Raw genomic sequence first — 16,525 nt, 5'->3', positions numbered from 1 at the left:
TGGACGCCTTCGTGTGAGGACCGTTTTACGCAGGGGAAACAGTTGAACCACCGTCCCGAAACCGCGCGTCCATAACGTCATCACCATGCTTGAGGCACAGGACACCAAACAGCTCGTCGTCGTCGGTGGCGGCATGGTCGCGCGACGACTCATCGACGCCCTCCGCTCCCGTGACGAGGCCGGGCAGTGGGCGGTGACGCTGCTCTGTGAGGAGCCGCGCGCACCCTACGACCGCGTCGCGCTCACGTCCTACTTCACCGGTCGACACCCCGAGGAGCTCGCCCTCGGAGGGCAGGAGATCTGGGACGACCCCCTCGTCACCCTCAAGCGTGGGGTCAAAGCGGACAGCATCGATCGCGAGGCGCGGACGGTCACCACCAACGGTGGCACAGTCCTCCCCTACGACGCCCTTGTCCTAGCCACCGGCTCGTATGCCGCGGTGCCGCCCGTCCCGGGCAAGGACCTCCGGGGGGCGTTCGTCTATCGCACCATCGACGACGTCGCCGACCTTCGTGCCTATGTTGAGACGCGCCGGGAGGAGCTCGACCGACCCGTTCGCGGCGCCGTCGTCGGTGGCGGTCTGCTCGGCCTCGAGGCGGCGGGTGCGCTCCAGGCACTCGAAGTCGAGTCCACCGTCGTCGAGTTCGCCCCGCGCCTCATGCCGCTCCAGGTGGACGCCGGCGGCGGCGAAGGGCTCAAGCGACTCATCGAAGGGCTCGGCGTGTCGGTGCGCACGTCGACCGCCACGTCCAAGATCGTCGGCGACCGCGGGACGGTCTCCCGGATGGAGTTCGCCGAAGGTCCGGCGCTGGATGTGGACGTCGTCATCTTCGCCGTGGGTGTCCGGCCCCGTGACGAGCTCGCCAGAGAAACCGGTCTCGAGGTCGGCGAACGCGGCGGTGTCATCGTCGACGACGGCTGTGCCACAGCCGATCCCGCGATCTGGGCCATCGGTGAGGTCGCCAACATCGGCGGACGCTGCCTCGGCCTCGTCGCGCCGGGCTACACGATGGCCGAGATCGTCGCTGACCGGCTGCTCGGTGGCGAAGGCACGTTCCCGGGCGCCGATCTGTCAACCAAGCTCAAGCTCCTCGGCGTCGATGTCGCGAGCTTCGGTGACGCCTTCGCCCAGGAGCCCGGCAGCCTCGAGGTCGTCATCTCCGACCCGGTCGGTGGGGTCTACAAGAAGCTCGTGATGTCTGATGACGCCCGCACGCTGCGCGGCGGCATCCTCGTGGGCGACGCCAGTGCGTATGCCGCGCTGCGCCCGATGGTGGGTCGTGAGCTGGGAGGGGACCCCGCGGCATACCTGCTCCCAGAGGGTTCGGGAGGCGCGCCGGCAGGCGACCTGCCGGAGGACGCGACGGTCTGCTCCTGCAACAACGTCACCGCGGGCGCCATCCGGTGCTCGGTGACGGAGGGTGGTTGCACCGACCTCGCGGGCGTGAAGGCCTGCACCCTGGCCGGCACGAGCTGCGGCTCCTGCCTCCCGCTCGTCAAGAAGCTCGTCACCACCGAGTTGGAGAAGTCCGGCGTCGAGGTGAGCAACGCGCTCTGCGAGCACTTCGACCTGTCCCGGGCCCAGCTCTTCGACGTCGTGCGGGTTCAGGAGCTGACGACCTTCAGCGAGATCATCGCCGCCCACGGCCGAGGCCGGGGCTGCGACATCTGCAAGCCCGTCATCGGCTCGATCCTCGCCTCGCTCGGCACCGGTCACATCCTCGAGGGTGAGCGAGCAACGCTGCAGGACACCAATGATCACGTCATGGCCAACCTCCAGAAGGACGGCTCCTACTCGGTCGTCCCGCGCATTCCCGGTGGCGAGATCACGCCCGAGGGACTCATCGTCATCGGTGAGGTCGCCAAGGACTTCGGCCTCTACACCAAGATCACCGGCGGCCAGCGGATCGACCTGTTCGGCGCCCGGATCGAACAGCTCCCCAAGATCTGGACGCGACTGGTCGACGCGGGCTTCGAGTCGGGGCACGCCTATGGCAAGTCGCTCCGGACGGTGAAGTCGTGCGTCGGGTCGACGTGGTGCCGCTATGGCGTACAGGACTCCGTCGGCCTCGCGATCGCGCTCGAGCTGCGCTACCGCGGCCTGCGCTCGCCGCACAAGATCAAGCTTGGTGTCTCCGGGTGTGCGCGAGAGTGCGCCGAAGCCCGCGGAAAGGACGTCGGAATCATCGCGACCGACAACGGCTGGAACCTCTATGTCGGCGGCAACGGTGGCTTCACGCCCAAGCACGCCCAACTGCTGGCCGAGGACCTTGACACGTCAGAGCTCGTCCAGTCGATCGACCGCTTTCTCATGTTCTATGTCCGCACGGCGGACCGGCTCCAGCGCACGGCGGCGTGGGTCGACGACTACGAGGGTGGCCTCGAGGCGATCCGAGCAGTCGTCCTTGACGACTCGCTCGGCATCGCTGCGGACCTCGACGCGGCGATGGTGGCCCACGTCGATGGCTACGAGGACGAGTGGGCAGCGGCGCTCGCCGACCCCGAGAAGCTGCGCCGTTTCGGATCCTTCGTCAACGCCCCCGACCAGGCCGATGACTCGCTCGCCTACGTGGCCGAACGGGGTCAACCACGCCCGGCCACACCAGATGAGCGCACGAGTGGTGTGCTCATCGCTGGAACGACACTGGAGGTTCGCCGATGACCATCGACGTCGCGACTGGGGAGGCTGGGCTCGCCCACGCATCGTGGATCGGGGTCTGCATGCTCAACGACCTCGAGTCGGAACGGGGCGCCGCCGCGCTTGTGGGCGGCGAGCAGCTCGCGCTCTTCCGCACGCATGCAGACGAGGTGTATGCCGTTCAGCAGCTCGATCCCTTCTCTGGCGCCCACGTCATGTCCCGCGGGATCGTGGGGACCCGTGGGGACGCTCCGACGGTCGCCTCCCCAATGTACAAGCAGGTCTTTGACCTGCGCACCGGTGAGTGCCTTGATGCCGTGGGCCAGGAACCACAGTCGCTGCGGACCTGGCCCACACAGGTGCGGGACGGGGTCGTGCACATCGCCCGACCCGAACCTGATGTCGAGACCACGACATGACCACCCTGCTCGGAGTCGACCTCGTGGGGCGGCCTGTGCTCGTGGCTGGAGGAGGGCCCGTGGCAGCAACGAAAGCGGCTGCTCTGGTTGCGGACGGAGCCCTCGTCCACGTCGTCACCCCGATCGTCTGCGAGGCCATGCTCGATCTGGTCGACGAGGTGAGCGTGACGTGGAGCCAGCGCGAGGTCGCGCTCGCTGACGTGGACGGTACGTGGTTCGTCGTCGCCGCAACCGGCGATCTCTCCGTCGACCGCAGCCTCTGCGAGCGGGCCACCGTCTCTCGGATCTTCAGCGTCTGCGCGGGCGCGTCCGAGCACGGGACGGCTCGCAACGCCGCTGTCACCGACCATGCCGGAGTGCGGGTCGGCGTGGTCTCAGTCGGACGCCCTGACCCGGCTCGGGTGGTCTCCGTCCGCAATGCCCTGGCCGTGCACCTCGAGGGCGCCGACCTCGACCTGCGCGCCCGGCGCACGCACCCCGGCCGGGCCGGGCGGGTCATCCTCGTCGGCGGCGGACCCGGCGCGACCGACCTCATCACGGTCCGTGGGCGGCGAGCCCTCGCGGAGGCCGACGTCGTCGTCACCGATCGGTTGGGCCCGGTCGAGCTGCTGCGGACCCTCCCGATCAATGTCGAGATCATCGACGTCGGCAAGAGCCCCGGTCACCACCCGATCCCCCAGAGCGAGATCAACCGGATCCTTGTCGAGCAGGCCCAACGGGGGCGCACCGTCGTGCGCCTCAAGGGTGGCGACCCGTTCGTCTATGGCCGCGGCGGCGAAGAGGTCATCGCGTGCCGTGAGGCGGGGATCGCCGTCGAAGTCGTCCCCGGCGTGAGTTCAGCGCTCAGCGCTCCTGGAGCGGCCGGCATACCCCTCACCCACCGTGGAACGGTCGGAGCCGTGCACATCGTGCACGGCCACGAGCCGATCAACACCCACGCGCTGTCGGCGGCGGCCACCGAGACGGCGACCCTCGTCGTCCTCATGGGAGTGAGGCTGCTCGCCGACCATGTGCGCGACCTCGTCGCTCATGATGCGCCGGATGACTTGCCCGTCGCGATCATCGAGGACGCCACGACCGCCCGCCAGCGAGTGACGACTGCCACCTTGGGTGAGATCGTTGGCGTCGCCCTGGATGCCGGGGTGCGGGCTCCCGCCGTCATCGTCGTGGGCCGAGTTGCCGACCCGGCACTCCTTGCTCCGAGTCGTCAGGCAGGGTGACTGCGTGACCACTGCCCGCACTCCCCCGACACTGAGCCAGGTCATGACCGGTTGCGTCGTCCTCGTGACCGCAGACCGGCGCTCGGGCGAGCTCGCCTCCGCATTGGCTCGGCGGGGTGCAACCGTGCGCCACGCGCCGGCGCTGACGATCGTCCCGCACGAGCACGATGAGGAGCTACTCGTCGCAACCAAGGAGCTCATCGCGCTGCCGCCCGACGTCGTCGTGGTGACCACCGGCATCGGACTCCGGGGCTGGATCGAGGCAGCCGATGCGGCTGGACTCGCCGACGAGTTGCTCCTCATCCTCGGTCGCGCCCGGATCATCGCCCGCGGTCCGAAGGCGCGCGGCGCCATCCAGGCCGCCGGCCTCACTGCCGACTGGGTGGCCGAGTCCGAGACGTCTGCCGAGATCCTCGAGCTTCTCCTCGACGAAGGAGTCACCGGCCTGCGCATCGCGGTGCAGCACCACGGTGCCGGAGCAGACGGCCTCGACACCGAACTGGCCGCGGCCGGGGCGGACGTCGCGAGCCTCGTCGTCTATCGCTGGGGTCCCACGCCGGATCCCGCGGCCCTGGCCGGGTCGGTGCGCGACGCCGCTGCGGGCGATATCGACGCGGTCGTGTTCACGTCGGCACCGGGAGCACACGCCTGGCTCGCCGCAGCAGACGCCGAGGGGGTCACCGACGGGATCGTCGCGCGCTGCGCCTCAGGGGGTCTCGTTGCGGCAGCAGTCGGGCCCATCACCGCACTTCCGCTGCAGGACAGAGGGATTGAGCCGATCGTCCCCGACCGCGGACGACTCGGCGCGCTGGTGCGGCGGCTGGTCCACCACTACGAGGTGGCGCAGTCTTCGGCCGTCGCCACAGTCAGTGGGCACCTACAGGTCCGCCGCACTGTGGCTCTGCTCGACGGCCACGTCCTGCCCCTGTCGCCCAGCGGGCTCGAGGTTCTGCGCCTCCTCGTCGAGGCCAAGGGTGATGTCGTCTCGCGCGCCGACGTGCTCGGGGTGCTCCCCGGCGACTCTGTCGATCCCCACGCCGCCGAGGTGGCCATCGGGCGCCTCCGCGATGCGGGAGGACGCACCCTCGTCCAGACCGTCGTCAAGCGCGGCTACCGCCTCGGCCTCACGTGATCAGTCGTCCTGATTGGTCGGATCGCCCTCACCTGTCCGGCACTCCTCTCACCGTGACAGCTGGTCCGCAACCCAGACGTAACGCAGCGTGACACCCACCGCAACCCTGCCTCGCCATGATGACTCATGGCCGCAGACAGACACCGCGACACGGTGAGAGTGCTCGACTTCCCCACGCCCGACCGGCACGTCCTCGTCGTGGGCGGCGGACTCGTGGCCGCCGTCAGGGTCGATGCCCTCGCCCAGAGCGCGCACAAGGTCACGGTCATCGCGGCACACCTATGCGATGACATGTTCGACCTGCTGGCCGAGCGCCGGATCACGTGGGAGAACCGTGCACCGCGCCCCAGTGACCTCGACCGGGTCTGGCTGGTGCACGCCGCCACCGGCGACGCCGCCCTCGACGCCCTGGTGTGCGGGTGGGTCGAGGCGCGGCGTCAGTGGCGGTTGGTCAGCGGCGGCCGCCGCTCCCGCCACTCCAGCTGAGGTGGTATTTGCCGTCGTCGCAGGCCAGCCCGCCCTCGCCGAGGTCCAGCGGACGGAAGGTGTCGACCATGACGGCGAGCTCGTCGAAGTACTCCGCACCGATCGACGCCTCTGCGGCGCCCGGCTGCGGACCGTGGGCGTGACCGCCCGGGTGCAATGAGATCGAGCCCTGCCCGATGCCCGAACCCTTGCGCGCCTCGTAGTCACCCTCGACATAGAACATGACCTCGTCGGAGTCGACGTTGGAGTGGTAGTAGGGCACCGGGATCGACAGCGGGTGGTAGTCGACCTTGCGCGGCACGAAGTTGCAGACGACGAAGTTCCAGCCCTCGAAGACCTGGTGCACGGGCGGCGGCTGGTGCACCCGACCCGTGATGGGTTCGTAGTCACGCACGTTGAAGACGTAAGGGTAGAGGCACCCGTCCCAACCGACGACATCGAGCGGGTGGAACGGGATCGTGTGGATCGTCCCCACGATGCCGCCAGTGCTCGCCGGTCCCGAGCCACGGTGCTTGATGTAGACCTCGGACTCCGTACCCTCCTTCTCGCCCACGTCCTCGGCGAGCAGCGGCCCCTGCGGCGTCCGCAGGTCACGCTCGCAATAGGGGCTGTGTTCGAGGAGCTGGCCGTACTTGCTGAGGTAGCGCTTCGGCGGCGCGATGTGACTGTTGCCCTCGATCGCATAGGCCCGCAACGGGTCCTTGCGCGACCCCTTGGGGATCCAGCGGTGCGTCGTCGCCCGCGGGATGACGATGTAGTCGCCCTGCGCGACATCGAACGCGCCGAAAATGGTCTCGACCCGGGCCGCGCCGCGCTCGATGTAGACGCACTCGTCGCCGATGCCGTTGCGGTACCACGGGCTCGTGGCGCCGGCCACGGCATACGAGATCCGCACGTCACCGTTGCCGAGCAGCAGCCGCCGCCCGGTCACGACGTCGGTCCTGGCGATCGTCTTGCTGTCAGGGAAGAGCGCGTGTGGCTGCAGGTGCAGAGGCTTCAACGGGTGGTTCGGCGTCGTGGACAGGTCACCGATCTCCCACACCCGCGCATCGACCATCGTCGACGGGATGCCCCGGTGATAGAGCAGGGACGAGTCGGACGAGAAGCCCTCCTCCCCCATCAGCTCCTCGTAGTAGAGCTCGCCGGTCTTTCCACGACCGGCTGGTCGCCGGTGCTGCGTGTGCCGCTTGGGCGGGATGTTGCCCATCGACTGGTAGTGCGCCACTTGGTCTCCACCTCGTTGTGTCGAATGCGTGTCGAAACTCGTGCTTCATCAGCCTAGTAGCGTGTCGGCCATGTCAACGGCGCCCACCGCCCTGTTCGCAGCGCTCATCGACGATGCTGCCGTCTTCCCACCCGGGAACGCGCCGCTCGAGGTCGCTGTGCAGCGCCACATCGCCCACCACCAAGCGGCGTATGCCGGACTCATCGGTCCGTTGCTCATCCCGGCTTCCGATGTGGGAAAGCTTGCGACCGACGTCGACTCGCTTGCGGACAGGCCCTTGGAGATCGGGCTGATCGCCCGCCCCGGCGTGGACCCCTCGGTCGTGCTCGACGCGTTGAAGCAGCTGGAGTCCGAGCCGGGCGTCAACGCCGTCGGTGCTGAGCTGGGTTGGTTCCCTGGCTGGCGGGACCTGGCGGTGGGTTCGCTGCCCCTCACGCTCGAGGTGCCGCGCGGGGCTGACCACCGACGGGCCCTCGACGACATCCGCGCTGGCGGCGACGAGGCCGGCCACATGGTCCAGGCGAAGTTCCGCACTGGCGCGACACCGACCTGGGAATGGTCCGACGAGGCCGAGCTGGCGGCGTTCATCCACGACTGCGCGCGCCTCGGCGTCCCGTTCAAACTCACCGGTGGCCTGCACCACGCCGTGCGCGCCGAGCACGACGGTGCGCCCCAGCATGGCCTCCTGAATGTCCTGCTCGCGGTGCACTCAGCAGCCCACGACGGCGCCCTCGTCGCCGTCGAAGCCCTTCTGGCACAGCGAGACTCACACCTGCTCGCCAACGCACTCGCATCCCTCGACGACGCGGACGTCAGCCGTCTGCGGAGTCTCTTCACGGCATACGGATGCTGTGAAGTCACCGACCCGATCGGCGAGCTCGAGGCTCTGGATCTCCTCGACTTCGACGACGACATCGACCTCCCTCAGGAGCTTTCTTCATGACCTGGATCGACATGCCGGCCGGCCACCCCTTCGGCGTCACCAACCTCCCCTACGGCGTCTTCTCGACAGCGGACTCGGCCCCCCGCGTGGGCGTGCGGATCGGCGACTTCGTGCTCGACGCGTCGGCCGTTGCCGCGCTCGGCGGAGATCCCGGCGACGGTCCTGCCCTGGCCCCGGCCTGGGCACAGCCCAACCTCAATGACTTCCTGGCCATGGGTCGCGACGTGTGGACCATTGCCCGCGAGTGGCTCATTGACGTCGTCACGAACGACGCCCATGCCGAGGCTGTGCGTCCCCACCTCATCCCCATCAATGAGGTGACGATGCACCTGCCGATCGCGGTGGCTGACTACGTCGACTTCTATGCCAGCGAGCACCACGCGACCAACGTGGGCAAGCTCTTCCGCCCGGACTCGGAGCCCCTGACGCCGAACTGGAAGCACCTCCCGATCGGCTATCACGGCCGCTCCGGCACCGTCGTCGTCTCCGGCACCGACATCACCCGACCCAGCGGTCAGCGCAAACCCCCGACCGAGCCGACGCCGGTCTTCGGACCGAGCGTCCGGCTCGACATCGAGGCCGAGCTGGGCTTCATCGTGGGCGGGGCCACCGAGCTGGGTTCGCCTGTGTCCGTTGCGGATTCGGACGACCACCTCTTCGGTGTCGTGCTGCTCAACGACTGGAGCGCCCGCGATCTGCAGGCGTGGGAGTACGTCCCGCTGGGCCCCTTCCTCGGCAAGTCCTTCGCGACGACCATCGCCCCGTGGGTCATCACGACCGAGGCCCTGCGCGCCGCACGCGTCCCGCTGCCCGGCCAGACCGACCCCACTCCGCTGCCCTACCTGCAGGGTGAGCCGACCGACGACGGTGCGAGCACGGCATACGGGCTCGACATCACCTATGAGGTCGAGTGGAACGGCACGGTCATCTCCCGCCCGCCCTACCGCTCGATGTATTGGTCGCCCGCTCAGATGATCGCCCACATGACCGTCAACGGTGCGACGCTGCGCGACGGTGACCTCTTCGGGTCCGGCACCATCTCGGGCCCCGAGAAGGACGAGCGAGGGTCTTTTCTCGAACTGTCGTGGGGTGGTCAGGAGCCGGTGCGACTCGATGACGGCTCCGAACGCACCTTCCTGGAGGACGGCGACACGGTCGTCCTGCGCGCGACGGCGCCGGGCTCCAACGGCTCGACGATCTCACTCGGCGAGTGCACCGGCACCATCCGCGGAAGCTGACAGCAGGTTCCGCGCGTTCGTCGCGCGCAGGGGCACCTTGATCTGTATCGTCTCGCCTCGGCTCATCCGTCCTTTTCGAGAGGTCCCACCATGCGTCGCTCCTTCCACGTCACACTCGCCGTAGCGATCGCCGCCAGCGGTGTGGGCATCTCAGCGGCGAGCGTCTCCGCCGACACCAAGCCGGGTCCCGGTCAGGTCGCAGCCAATCGCTCTGCCCAGGCAGACGAGGCGGAGAGGACGCTGGACGCAGCAAGTGCCGCCAAAGCCGGGTCAAGCAGCTCGAACGCAGGGATCTGCTCCATGTATGTCCCGACCCGCGCTTCCATCACCAGCCCCTACCGCGCGATCAATGTGCCGCTGGGTCCGAACTGTGCTGAGGCCAATGTTGAGCTCGCGGCGTGGGAAGCAGTCCACCCGACGCAGGGGACGCAGACCTTCATGTTGTACGACGGCTCATCGAGCGAGCCGTGGGAGCTGTACGACTTCGACGCCGTGGGCAAGTGGTCATGGAACCCCGAAGGCGCGTTCGACGCGAACTTCGAAGAGGTCGCCCAATACGGCCCCTACTCCACCGACGTGCGCTACGGCTCCTATGGCCGGGTCACCGCGACGCGGTCAGGAAGCAAGGTCACCGTGCGCACCACCGCGATGCGCTACTGGGCCGGTGGCAGCAAGTTCATCGGGTGGTCCGATGCCCGTGGTCAGATCCAGTGGCGCACCCCGGGAAGCAGCACGTGGAACGGCCTGAAGGAGGTCTATTCCACGAGCACCGGTACGTACAGCTACACCTACACGACGAACGCGTCCCGCGAGTACCGCGTGGTCCTGCGCCCCATGACGTACATCTGGGAGTCGACCAGCCCCGCCGTGCGTCGCTGACAGCAACCGCGGGTTCCTTCACTGGAACGTCAGCGCTGGACCTTGCCCTTGATGACGATGGTCTTGGCGACCTTGTCGTGCAGGGCCTGGTTCTTGTCGTCCGCCAGCGGCCAGACGAGGTCCGTCACCACGAGGATGGTGCCGAGCAACGAGAGGTAGGGCACGTTGCCCAGCGCCTGGACTGCTGCCTGGAACCCCGCCCGCCTGAATGCCGTGTCGGCGTCGAGGGGTCCGGGACGGTCGAGTCGGCGCACACTGATGCCGACGGCCAGCTTGCCCGGCGTCGCTGCCCACCGCATGAGGCAGAAGACCTGGTAGCCAAGGAAAAGCATGAGCTGGACACCGAGGAACGCAGCCAGGTAGCCAAGACGCGTCTCGGAGATCGCGGCAGTCATCGCCTCGACATCTCCGGCAGCCATGGCGCTGTCGAAACCGTCAAGGGCAGGCTCGACTGCCTTCCAGAGCAGCCAGCCGCCGAAGACCAGAGAGAGGGCACCAACGATCAGTAGGTCGATGATGTAGGCCACGACGCGCAGCCCGTAGGACGCAAGGACAGGTTGGCCGGGCAGTCCCGACTGAACGGGCCATGCGGACTTCGGCTCAGGGTGACCGGTCTGCTGGTGCGGCTGCGGTCCCCAACCCGCGGGCCGCTGCTGGGGTCCCGATGTCGGTGGGACGACGACGGGCCCTTGGTGCGGCCGCTTGCGCAGCGGGGTCGTGTTCGTGGTCCAGAGGATGCCGTCGAAATAGCGCAGTTCTTCTGGGTTGTCAGGGTTCTCGTACCACCCGGCGCTGCTCGGCGTGCTCATGCCTCGCAGGATGTCACACCGACCTGCCCGCCCTCGCATCGCCGGCGAGCGTGGCGGCGAGGTCAAGGACCAGGCGGGCGACCCCCGACGGATCGTGCAGGTGGTGCAGGTGGAGCCCACCGTCGACAACACTGGTCGGCCACCCGAGCCGCCGTGCGCCAGCCAGCTCGTCGGCATACGTCTCGCCAAACGCGAGGTAGGCGCGTGGACCACTCTCCCAGCAGTCGGGCGGACGCACGCTCGTGCGGAAGTAGGCCAACGGCAGTCTTGGGAGGTCGGCCTCCACGCGGTGGCGGGTGGCTTCGTCAGGGAAGAGCGGCGCGACGTCTGCCGCATCCCACCAGAGCGTCCACTGCGGCAGGAGCCCGCCGTCATCGGCGAGTCCCTCGAGGTGCGACATCATCGCCGGCGGAGCCATGGCGCACTCCCCTGACGATGGTGGCAGCGCCGCGTCCATGAACACGATGGGTATGCCGTCCGCCACCGCGGGTGCCACCAGTCCGGCATTGCTGTGGGCGACGACGAGTTCCGGTGAGTATTCGGCCACGGCGCGCCTGAACGTGTCGATCACGTCCTGGCCGGATCGGACCTGACGTGGCAGCGCGGCAACCGTCGCCGACCTTCCGTTAGCCCGGAACGCCTCCGCCAGAACGGCATACGCTGCTGGACCCACGAGGGGGCTCGGCAGGAGGAGGACCGTGCCGCTCACAGCCGAGAGCGTCAGCCGAGCGCTCGCTCGAATGTCACGAGCACGCCCTCGGTGCCACCCGGGCCGATGCGGCCCTTGACCTCGACGGCGGTGACGGCCTTGAGCTGCCACCCCTTGGAGGCCCACTCGTTGAGGACTGACTCGAGCTTGCCTGCCGACATCTTGCCGCCGACGAGGCCTTCACGGATCTGCACGACCTTGTACTCATATCCCATGAGGACGAGCGTATGCCGCGCAGCTGGGCTGTGCGGCATACGCTCAATTTCTCGTTGGTCGGGTCAGGCTGCGACGCTCCCGCGGTAGGCGCGGACCGCGACGGCGTAGGCGACCACGAGGATGCCGACGCACCAGGCGACAGCGACCCAGATGTCGTTGCCGACGGGCTGTTCGGCGAACAGGTTGCGGATGACGTTGACGATCGTCGTGATCGGCTGGTGTTCCGCGAAGGCACGCACGGGGCCGGGCATGCTGTCCGTCGGCACGAAAGCCGAGCTGATGAACGGCAGGAAGAGCAACGGGTAGGCGAAAGCGCTCGCCCCGTCGATTGTCTTCGCCTTGAGTCCCGGAATGACCGCCACCCACGTGAGGGCCAGGGTCAGCAGGGTGAGGATGCCCAGGACGGCCAGCCACGCGAGCGGGCCTGCGCCAGAACGGAATCCCATCGCCAACCCGACGAGCAGGACGACGACCAACGAGATGAGGTTGGCGACGAGCGAGGTGAGGACGTGGGCCCACAGCACCGACGATCGGGCGATGGGCATCGACCGGAACCGCTCGACGATGCCGCCCTGCATGTCCGTGAAGAGTCGGAAGGCGGTGTAGGAGATCCCCGAGGCTATGGTGATCACGAGGATGCCCGGCAGGAGATAACTGACGTAGGACTTCGTCCCGGTGTTGATCGCTCCGCCGAGGACGTAGACGAAGAGCAGCATCATCATGATCGGCATGATCAGCGTCGTGATGATCGTGTCGGGGCTGCGCGCGATGTGGCGCAGGGACCGGCGCAGCAGGACGGTGGTATCGCTGAAGAAGTGACTCGCGGCCGGTGACGTGGCGGCGGGTGCGGGCGTGGCGGTGGCTGTTGCAGTAGTCATCGGTGTCTCCTCAATTCTTCTTCGCGCCGACGACAGCGAGGAAGACGTCCTCGAGGCTCGGCTGCTTCTCGATGTACTCGACCTTCGCTGGTGGCAGCAGGGTCTTGAGCTCGGCCAACGTCCCGTCGACGATGATCCGACCCTCGTGAAGGATGGCGATGCGGTCGGCGAGGTGTTCGGCCTCGTCGAGGTACTGCGTCGTCAGCAGCACGGTCGCGCCCTGGGACGCCACCTTCTTGATCGTCTCCCACACCTCGAGGCGACCCTCGGGGTCGAGGCCAGTGGTGGGTTCGTCGAGGAAGATCACGCTCGGGTTGCCGATGAGACTCATGGCGATGTCGAGCCGACGCCGCATGCCCCCGGAGTAGGTCCCCACTCGTCGCCCACCGGCGTCGGTGAGCGAGAACCGTTCCAGGACGTCGTCGGCGATCTGGGCAGGGCCGTCCAGGTGACGCAACTGGGCGATCATGATGAGGTTCTCGCGGCCGGTGAGCACCTCGTCGACGGCGGCGAACTGGCCTGTGAGGCTGATGGCGGCACGAACTGCCGCGCTGTCGGTGACGACGTCGAGTCCGTTGACGCTCGCCTCGCCCGTGTCGGCACGAAGGAGGGTGGACAGGATTCTCACGAGCGTGGTCTTGCCCGCGCCGTTGCTCCCGAGCAGGGCGACGATGTTCCCCTGGGCGACGTCGAGGTCGACCCCGCGAAGGACGTCGATGTCGCCGTAGGACTTGTGCAGGCCGGCAACCGAGATGGCTGGGCTGGCGGTCGCAGTGGAGGTTGTCATGACAGTGCCTTCCTGATGGTGATGTTGCCGTACTTGGTGACGGCCGCGATGGTCGCCGTGTGCTGCGCGTCCTCGGGGGGACCCGCGGTCGGTGCCAGCTCGCTCCGGACATGGCCGTGGTCGGAGGCCACGTCGAGCCTCGCCGCCGTCCCGTCGAGGACGCCGACGTCGATCGATCCATAGCCGGTGGCGAGGGTGAGCTCCCCCTCGGTGATCGAGTCGACCCGCATCTGCCCGTAGGACGTCCGGGCGTCGAGTCGGCCTGCGCTGCGACCCACCGCGATGTCGCCGGTGCTGGCCCGGAGGGTGGCGCGACCGCCACTGTCCCCCAGCGTGACGTTGCCTGCGCTGGTGCTGAGGTCTGCTTCGACGCTTGCGCGTCGGACGTCGACGTTGCCCGCCGAGGTCCGCAGCCGGGCCCGGGTGGTCTCGTCGGCTCGCACGTTGCCGGCTGAGGTCTTGAGGGCGCATTCGCCCAGGCGGCCGGTGGTCTCGATGTCGCCGGCGGCGGTCTCGGCATCGACGTGGGAGTCGCTCGGCAGCTCGATGAGCACCTCGACGGACGCCGGGCGCCAGACGAGGCTGATGCCCCTGTCACGCGGAGCGGTGACGTCGAGGACTCCGTCGACGAGAGTGATGCTCGTGCGCTCGGCGGCATCGATGTCACCTGCCCGGTCAGGTCGCGAGGGCAGCACGGTGACGACGGTGTGGTCGGTGTCGGAGGCGATGACGCGCAGTCCGCCGGCGTGCAGGCGAACCCGCGCGCGGATCGGTGTGGGTGTGTCGAAGGTGGTCACGGGGGTCTCCTGGGTGTGGTCGAGGACAGTCATGGCGGAGGTCATTGGGCCCAGCCGGACAGCCGCTGGCCGCCCTTGGGGGTGGTGACCGTGCCAGCCGACTGGTGGGGGGTGGGCGCGGTCCAGCCGCCCGATCGGACCGTGAGGGTCAGCGTGCGGACGAGGAAGGCATTGACCGAGAGCCCTTCGCGCTCGGCGGCGGCCTCGATGTCGGCCTTAAGGCGGTCGGAGGGGCGGAAGGTGATGCGGGAGGTCCCGCCCCCGTCGTCCTCCGCTATCTCGGCCCTAATCGCGGCTTCAACCGCGGCCTCTGACGTCACTGATGACGTCATCGGTGCGGCCGGCTCAGTCGTGCCCGAGACGACGAAGGCGAGCCCTCGACCCGCGAGGCGGACGTCAACTGACGCCGGCGCCATCGCCAGGGTGATCTCGGCTGCCGCATCAACAACGGCTTCCTGCAGTGTCAGTCGCACGGCCGAGTCAAGCGGAGCAGCGAGACGTTCAGCGACCGCTTCCGCCTCGGGACCGCCGGCTGCGGCTGCAACGGCCAACTGCTGCTGCAGGGAGTCGACATATCGGGTGAGTTCCATGACGTCATGGTGACATCATTCTGACGTCACTGTCAACACCCCTGACGTCACCGCGTTCTCAACTCGCCAATTCCTCCCCTCCGGTCCGCGACACACATGGCGTGTCGCGGACCGCACGAGGGGAATTGGCGAGTTGGGGACAGGCAAACGGCGAGGGTATGCCGGGTGGCGAGCACCCGGCATACCCTCGCCGTTTAGTTCGTGGAGCGGTTGCCTCAGAGGTTGCCGCGGGCGTCCTGCTCACGCTCGATGGACTGGAAGAGCGCCTTGAAGTTGCCCTTGCCAAAGCCGAGGGAACCGTGACGCTCGATGATCTCGAAGAACACCGTGGGGCGGTCCCCCAGCGGCTTGGTGAAGATCTGCAGGAGGTAGCCGTCCTCGTCGCGGTCCACGAGGATCTTGCGCGACTTGAGCTCCTCGATCGGGACGCGGACCTCACCGATGCGCGCGCGCATCTCGGGGTCGTCGTAGTAGGCGTCGGGGGTGTCAAGGAACTCCACACCCTCCTGGCGCAGCCAGTCGACGGTGCCCAGGATGTCGTTGGTGGCGACGGCGAGGTGCTGCGCGCCGGGGCCCTGGTAGAAGTCGAGGTACTCGTCGATCTGGCTGCGCTTCTTGGCAATGGCCGGCTCGTTGAGCGGGAACTTCACCCGGTGGTTGCCGTTGGCGACGACCTTGGACATGAGCGCGGAGTAGTCCGTGGCGATGTCGTCACCGACGAACTCGGCCATGTTCACGAAGCCCATCACGCGGTTGTAGAACGTCACCCACTCGTCCATCTTGCCGAGCTCGACATTGCCGACGATGTGGTCGAGCGCCTGGAAGAGACGCTTCGGCGCACCCTCGCGCTTAGTGAAGGTCGACGTGCGCGCGACATAGCCCGGAAGGTAGGGACCGGAGTAGGTCTGACCGTCCAGGGTCCGCTGCACCAAGGTGTGGCGGGTCTCGCCATAGGTCGCGATCGCACCGATGCGCACGGAGCCGAACTCATCGGTCACAGTCTCGGCCTCCTGCACGACGCGGGCGCCGGCGGACTTGGCCTGGGCGATGCACTTGTCGACGTCGGGCACCTCGAGCGAGATGTCGACGACGCCGTCACCGTGCTTGGCGTGGTGCGCGATGAGCGGGCTGTCGGGGCTGACCGCACCCTTGATGACGAAGCGGATCGAGCCGGACTTGAGGACGAACGCCTTGTGGTCGCGGTTGCCGTTCTCCGGGCCCGAGTATCCGACGAGCTCCATGCCCCAGGTGGACTGGTAGTACTGCGCAGCCTGGGTCGCGTTGCCGACGACGAAGACGATCGCGTCCCAGCCGGTGACGGGGAACGGATCCTTGCTCTCGTCGTACTCGACGAGGCCGACGAGCTGCTTGAGCTGCTCGAGGTTGAGGTTGGCCTCGCGCTCCTGCGGGGTGAGGTCGAGCGGGGTGGGCTGCGACGCTGCGTCCGTGGCCGGGTTCGTGATCGTGGTGTCGGTCATGGTCTGAGGGTGTCTGACCCACGCAGGATGTGCAATGGTATGCCGCCGCGCTGCACAGTCTGCGCATGATCTTGCCTTTGC

General features: G+C 68.0%; 17 protein-coding genes. 8 read left to right on the top strand and 9 right to left on the bottom strand.

Annotated features, from left to right (window positions below):
* Positions 1–85 precede the first annotated feature (85 nt).
* The 5 genes from nirB to V6K52_RS07070 all read left to right on the top strand — a co-directional run bounded on the left by nirB (position 86) and on the right by V6K52_RS07070 (position 5,895).
* The gene (nirB, locus tag V6K52_RS07090) at positions 86–2,662 is read left to right on the top strand and encodes a nitrite reductase large subunit NirB (RefSeq protein WP_353953179.1); all 2,577 of its coding nucleotides are present in this window, start codon (positions 86–88) and stop codon (positions 2,660–2,662) included.
* Positions 2,659–3,057, top strand: coding sequence for a nitrite reductase small subunit NirD (gene nirD / locus V6K52_RS07085; protein ID WP_353953178.1), 399 nt, complete (start codon positions 2,659–2,661; stop codon positions 3,055–3,057). Before nirB ends, nirD begins: the two co-directional genes overlap by 4 nt.
* Positions 3,054–4,277, top strand: a complete 1,224-nt coding sequence (gene cobA, locus V6K52_RS07080) for a uroporphyrinogen-III C-methyltransferase (RefSeq protein ID WP_353953177.1) — start codon at positions 3,054–3,056, stop codon at positions 4,275–4,277. Before nirD ends, cobA begins: the two co-directional genes overlap by 4 nt.
* A 43-nt stretch (positions 4,278–4,320) precedes the next feature.
* Complete coding sequence (locus tag V6K52_RS07075; protein ID WP_353953732.1) at positions 4,321–5,409, top strand: uroporphyrinogen-III synthase; 1,089 nt, start codon at positions 4,321–4,323, stop codon at positions 5,407–5,409.
* Between the two features lie 126 nt (positions 5,410–5,535).
* Positions 5,536–5,895: an NAD(P)-dependent oxidoreductase gene (locus V6K52_RS07070; protein ID WP_353953176.1), complete on the top strand. Its 360-nt coding sequence runs from the start codon at positions 5,536–5,538 to the stop codon at positions 5,893–5,895.
* Here V6K52_RS07070 and V6K52_RS07065 read toward each other — a convergent pair.
* Positions 5,861–7,120, bottom strand: a complete 1,260-nt coding sequence (locus tag V6K52_RS07065; RefSeq protein ID WP_353953175.1) for a homogentisate 1,2-dioxygenase domain-containing protein — start codon at positions 7,118–7,120, stop codon at positions 5,861–5,863. The genes V6K52_RS07070 and V6K52_RS07065 overlap by 35 nt on opposite strands.
* 70 nt (positions 7,121–7,190) lie before the next feature.
* Here V6K52_RS07065 and V6K52_RS07060 point away from each other — a divergent pair, with 70 nt between their 5' ends.
* From V6K52_RS07060 to V6K52_RS07050, 3 genes are all read left to right on the top strand, one after another.
* Complete coding sequence (locus V6K52_RS07060; RefSeq protein ID WP_353953174.1) at positions 7,191–8,063, top strand: hypothetical protein; 873 nt, start codon at positions 7,191–7,193, stop codon at positions 8,061–8,063.
* On the top strand, positions 8,060–9,301 hold the full coding sequence (gene fahA / locus V6K52_RS07055) for a fumarylacetoacetase (protein WP_353953173.1): 1,242 nt from the start codon (positions 8,060–8,062) through the stop codon (positions 9,299–9,301). Before V6K52_RS07060 ends, fahA begins: the two co-directional genes overlap by 4 nt.
* 90 nt (positions 9,302–9,391) lie before the next feature.
* Positions 9,392–10,180, top strand: coding sequence for a hypothetical protein (locus V6K52_RS07050; RefSeq protein WP_353953172.1), 789 nt, complete (start codon positions 9,392–9,394; stop codon positions 10,178–10,180).
* 29 nt (positions 10,181–10,209) lie between these two features.
* Here V6K52_RS07050 and V6K52_RS07045 read toward each other — a convergent pair whose 3' ends face one another.
* The 8 genes from V6K52_RS07045 to hppD form a co-directional block, all read right to left on the bottom strand.
* On the bottom strand, positions 10,210–10,989 hold the full coding sequence (locus tag V6K52_RS07045) for an RDD family protein (RefSeq protein ID WP_353953171.1): 780 nt from the start codon (positions 10,987–10,989) through the stop codon (positions 10,210–10,212).
* A gap of 13 nt (positions 10,990–11,002) precedes the next feature.
* Positions 11,003–11,698 carry a hypothetical protein gene (locus V6K52_RS07040; RefSeq protein WP_353953170.1) on the bottom strand — a complete coding sequence of 232 codons (696 nt, stop codon included), beginning with the start codon at positions 11,696–11,698 and terminating at the stop codon, positions 11,003–11,005.
* Positions 11,699–11,709: 11 nt separating this feature from the next.
* A complete protein-coding gene (locus tag V6K52_RS07035; protein WP_353953169.1) occupies positions 11,710–11,913 on the bottom strand; it encodes a DUF4177 domain-containing protein in 204 nt (67 codons plus the stop codon).
* Between the two features lie 63 nt (positions 11,914–11,976).
* Positions 11,977–12,792, bottom strand: a complete 816-nt coding sequence (locus tag V6K52_RS07030; protein WP_353953168.1) for an ABC transporter permease — start codon at positions 12,790–12,792, stop codon at positions 11,977–11,979.
* A gap of 10 nt (positions 12,793–12,802) precedes the next feature.
* Positions 12,803–13,579, bottom strand: coding sequence for an ATP-binding cassette domain-containing protein (locus tag V6K52_RS07025; RefSeq protein ID WP_353953167.1), 777 nt, complete (start codon positions 13,577–13,579; stop codon positions 12,803–12,805).
* Positions 13,576–14,409, bottom strand: coding sequence for a DUF4097 family beta strand repeat-containing protein (locus V6K52_RS07020; protein ID WP_353953166.1), 834 nt, complete (start codon positions 14,407–14,409; stop codon positions 13,576–13,578). Before V6K52_RS07020 ends, V6K52_RS07025 begins: the two co-directional genes overlap by 4 nt.
* 8 nt (positions 14,410–14,417) lie before the next feature.
* Positions 14,418–14,966, bottom strand: a complete 549-nt coding sequence (locus tag V6K52_RS07015) for a histidine kinase (RefSeq protein WP_353953165.1) — start codon at positions 14,964–14,966, stop codon at positions 14,418–14,420.
* Positions 14,967–15,181: 215 nt separating this feature from the next.
* Entirely contained in the window at positions 15,182–16,444 is a 1,263-nt protein-coding gene (gene hppD, locus V6K52_RS07010; protein ID WP_353953164.1) for a 4-hydroxyphenylpyruvate dioxygenase, read from the bottom strand.
* Between the last annotated feature and the right edge of the window lie 81 nt (positions 16,445–16,525).

This window comes from Knoellia sp. S7-12, assembly GCF_040518285.1.
Classification (GTDB): Bacteria; Actinomycetota; Actinomycetes; order Actinomycetales; family Dermatophilaceae; genus Knoellia.
Note: the sequence above shows the minus strand (reverse complement) of the source record. Positions and strands in the feature narration are given on the sequence as shown.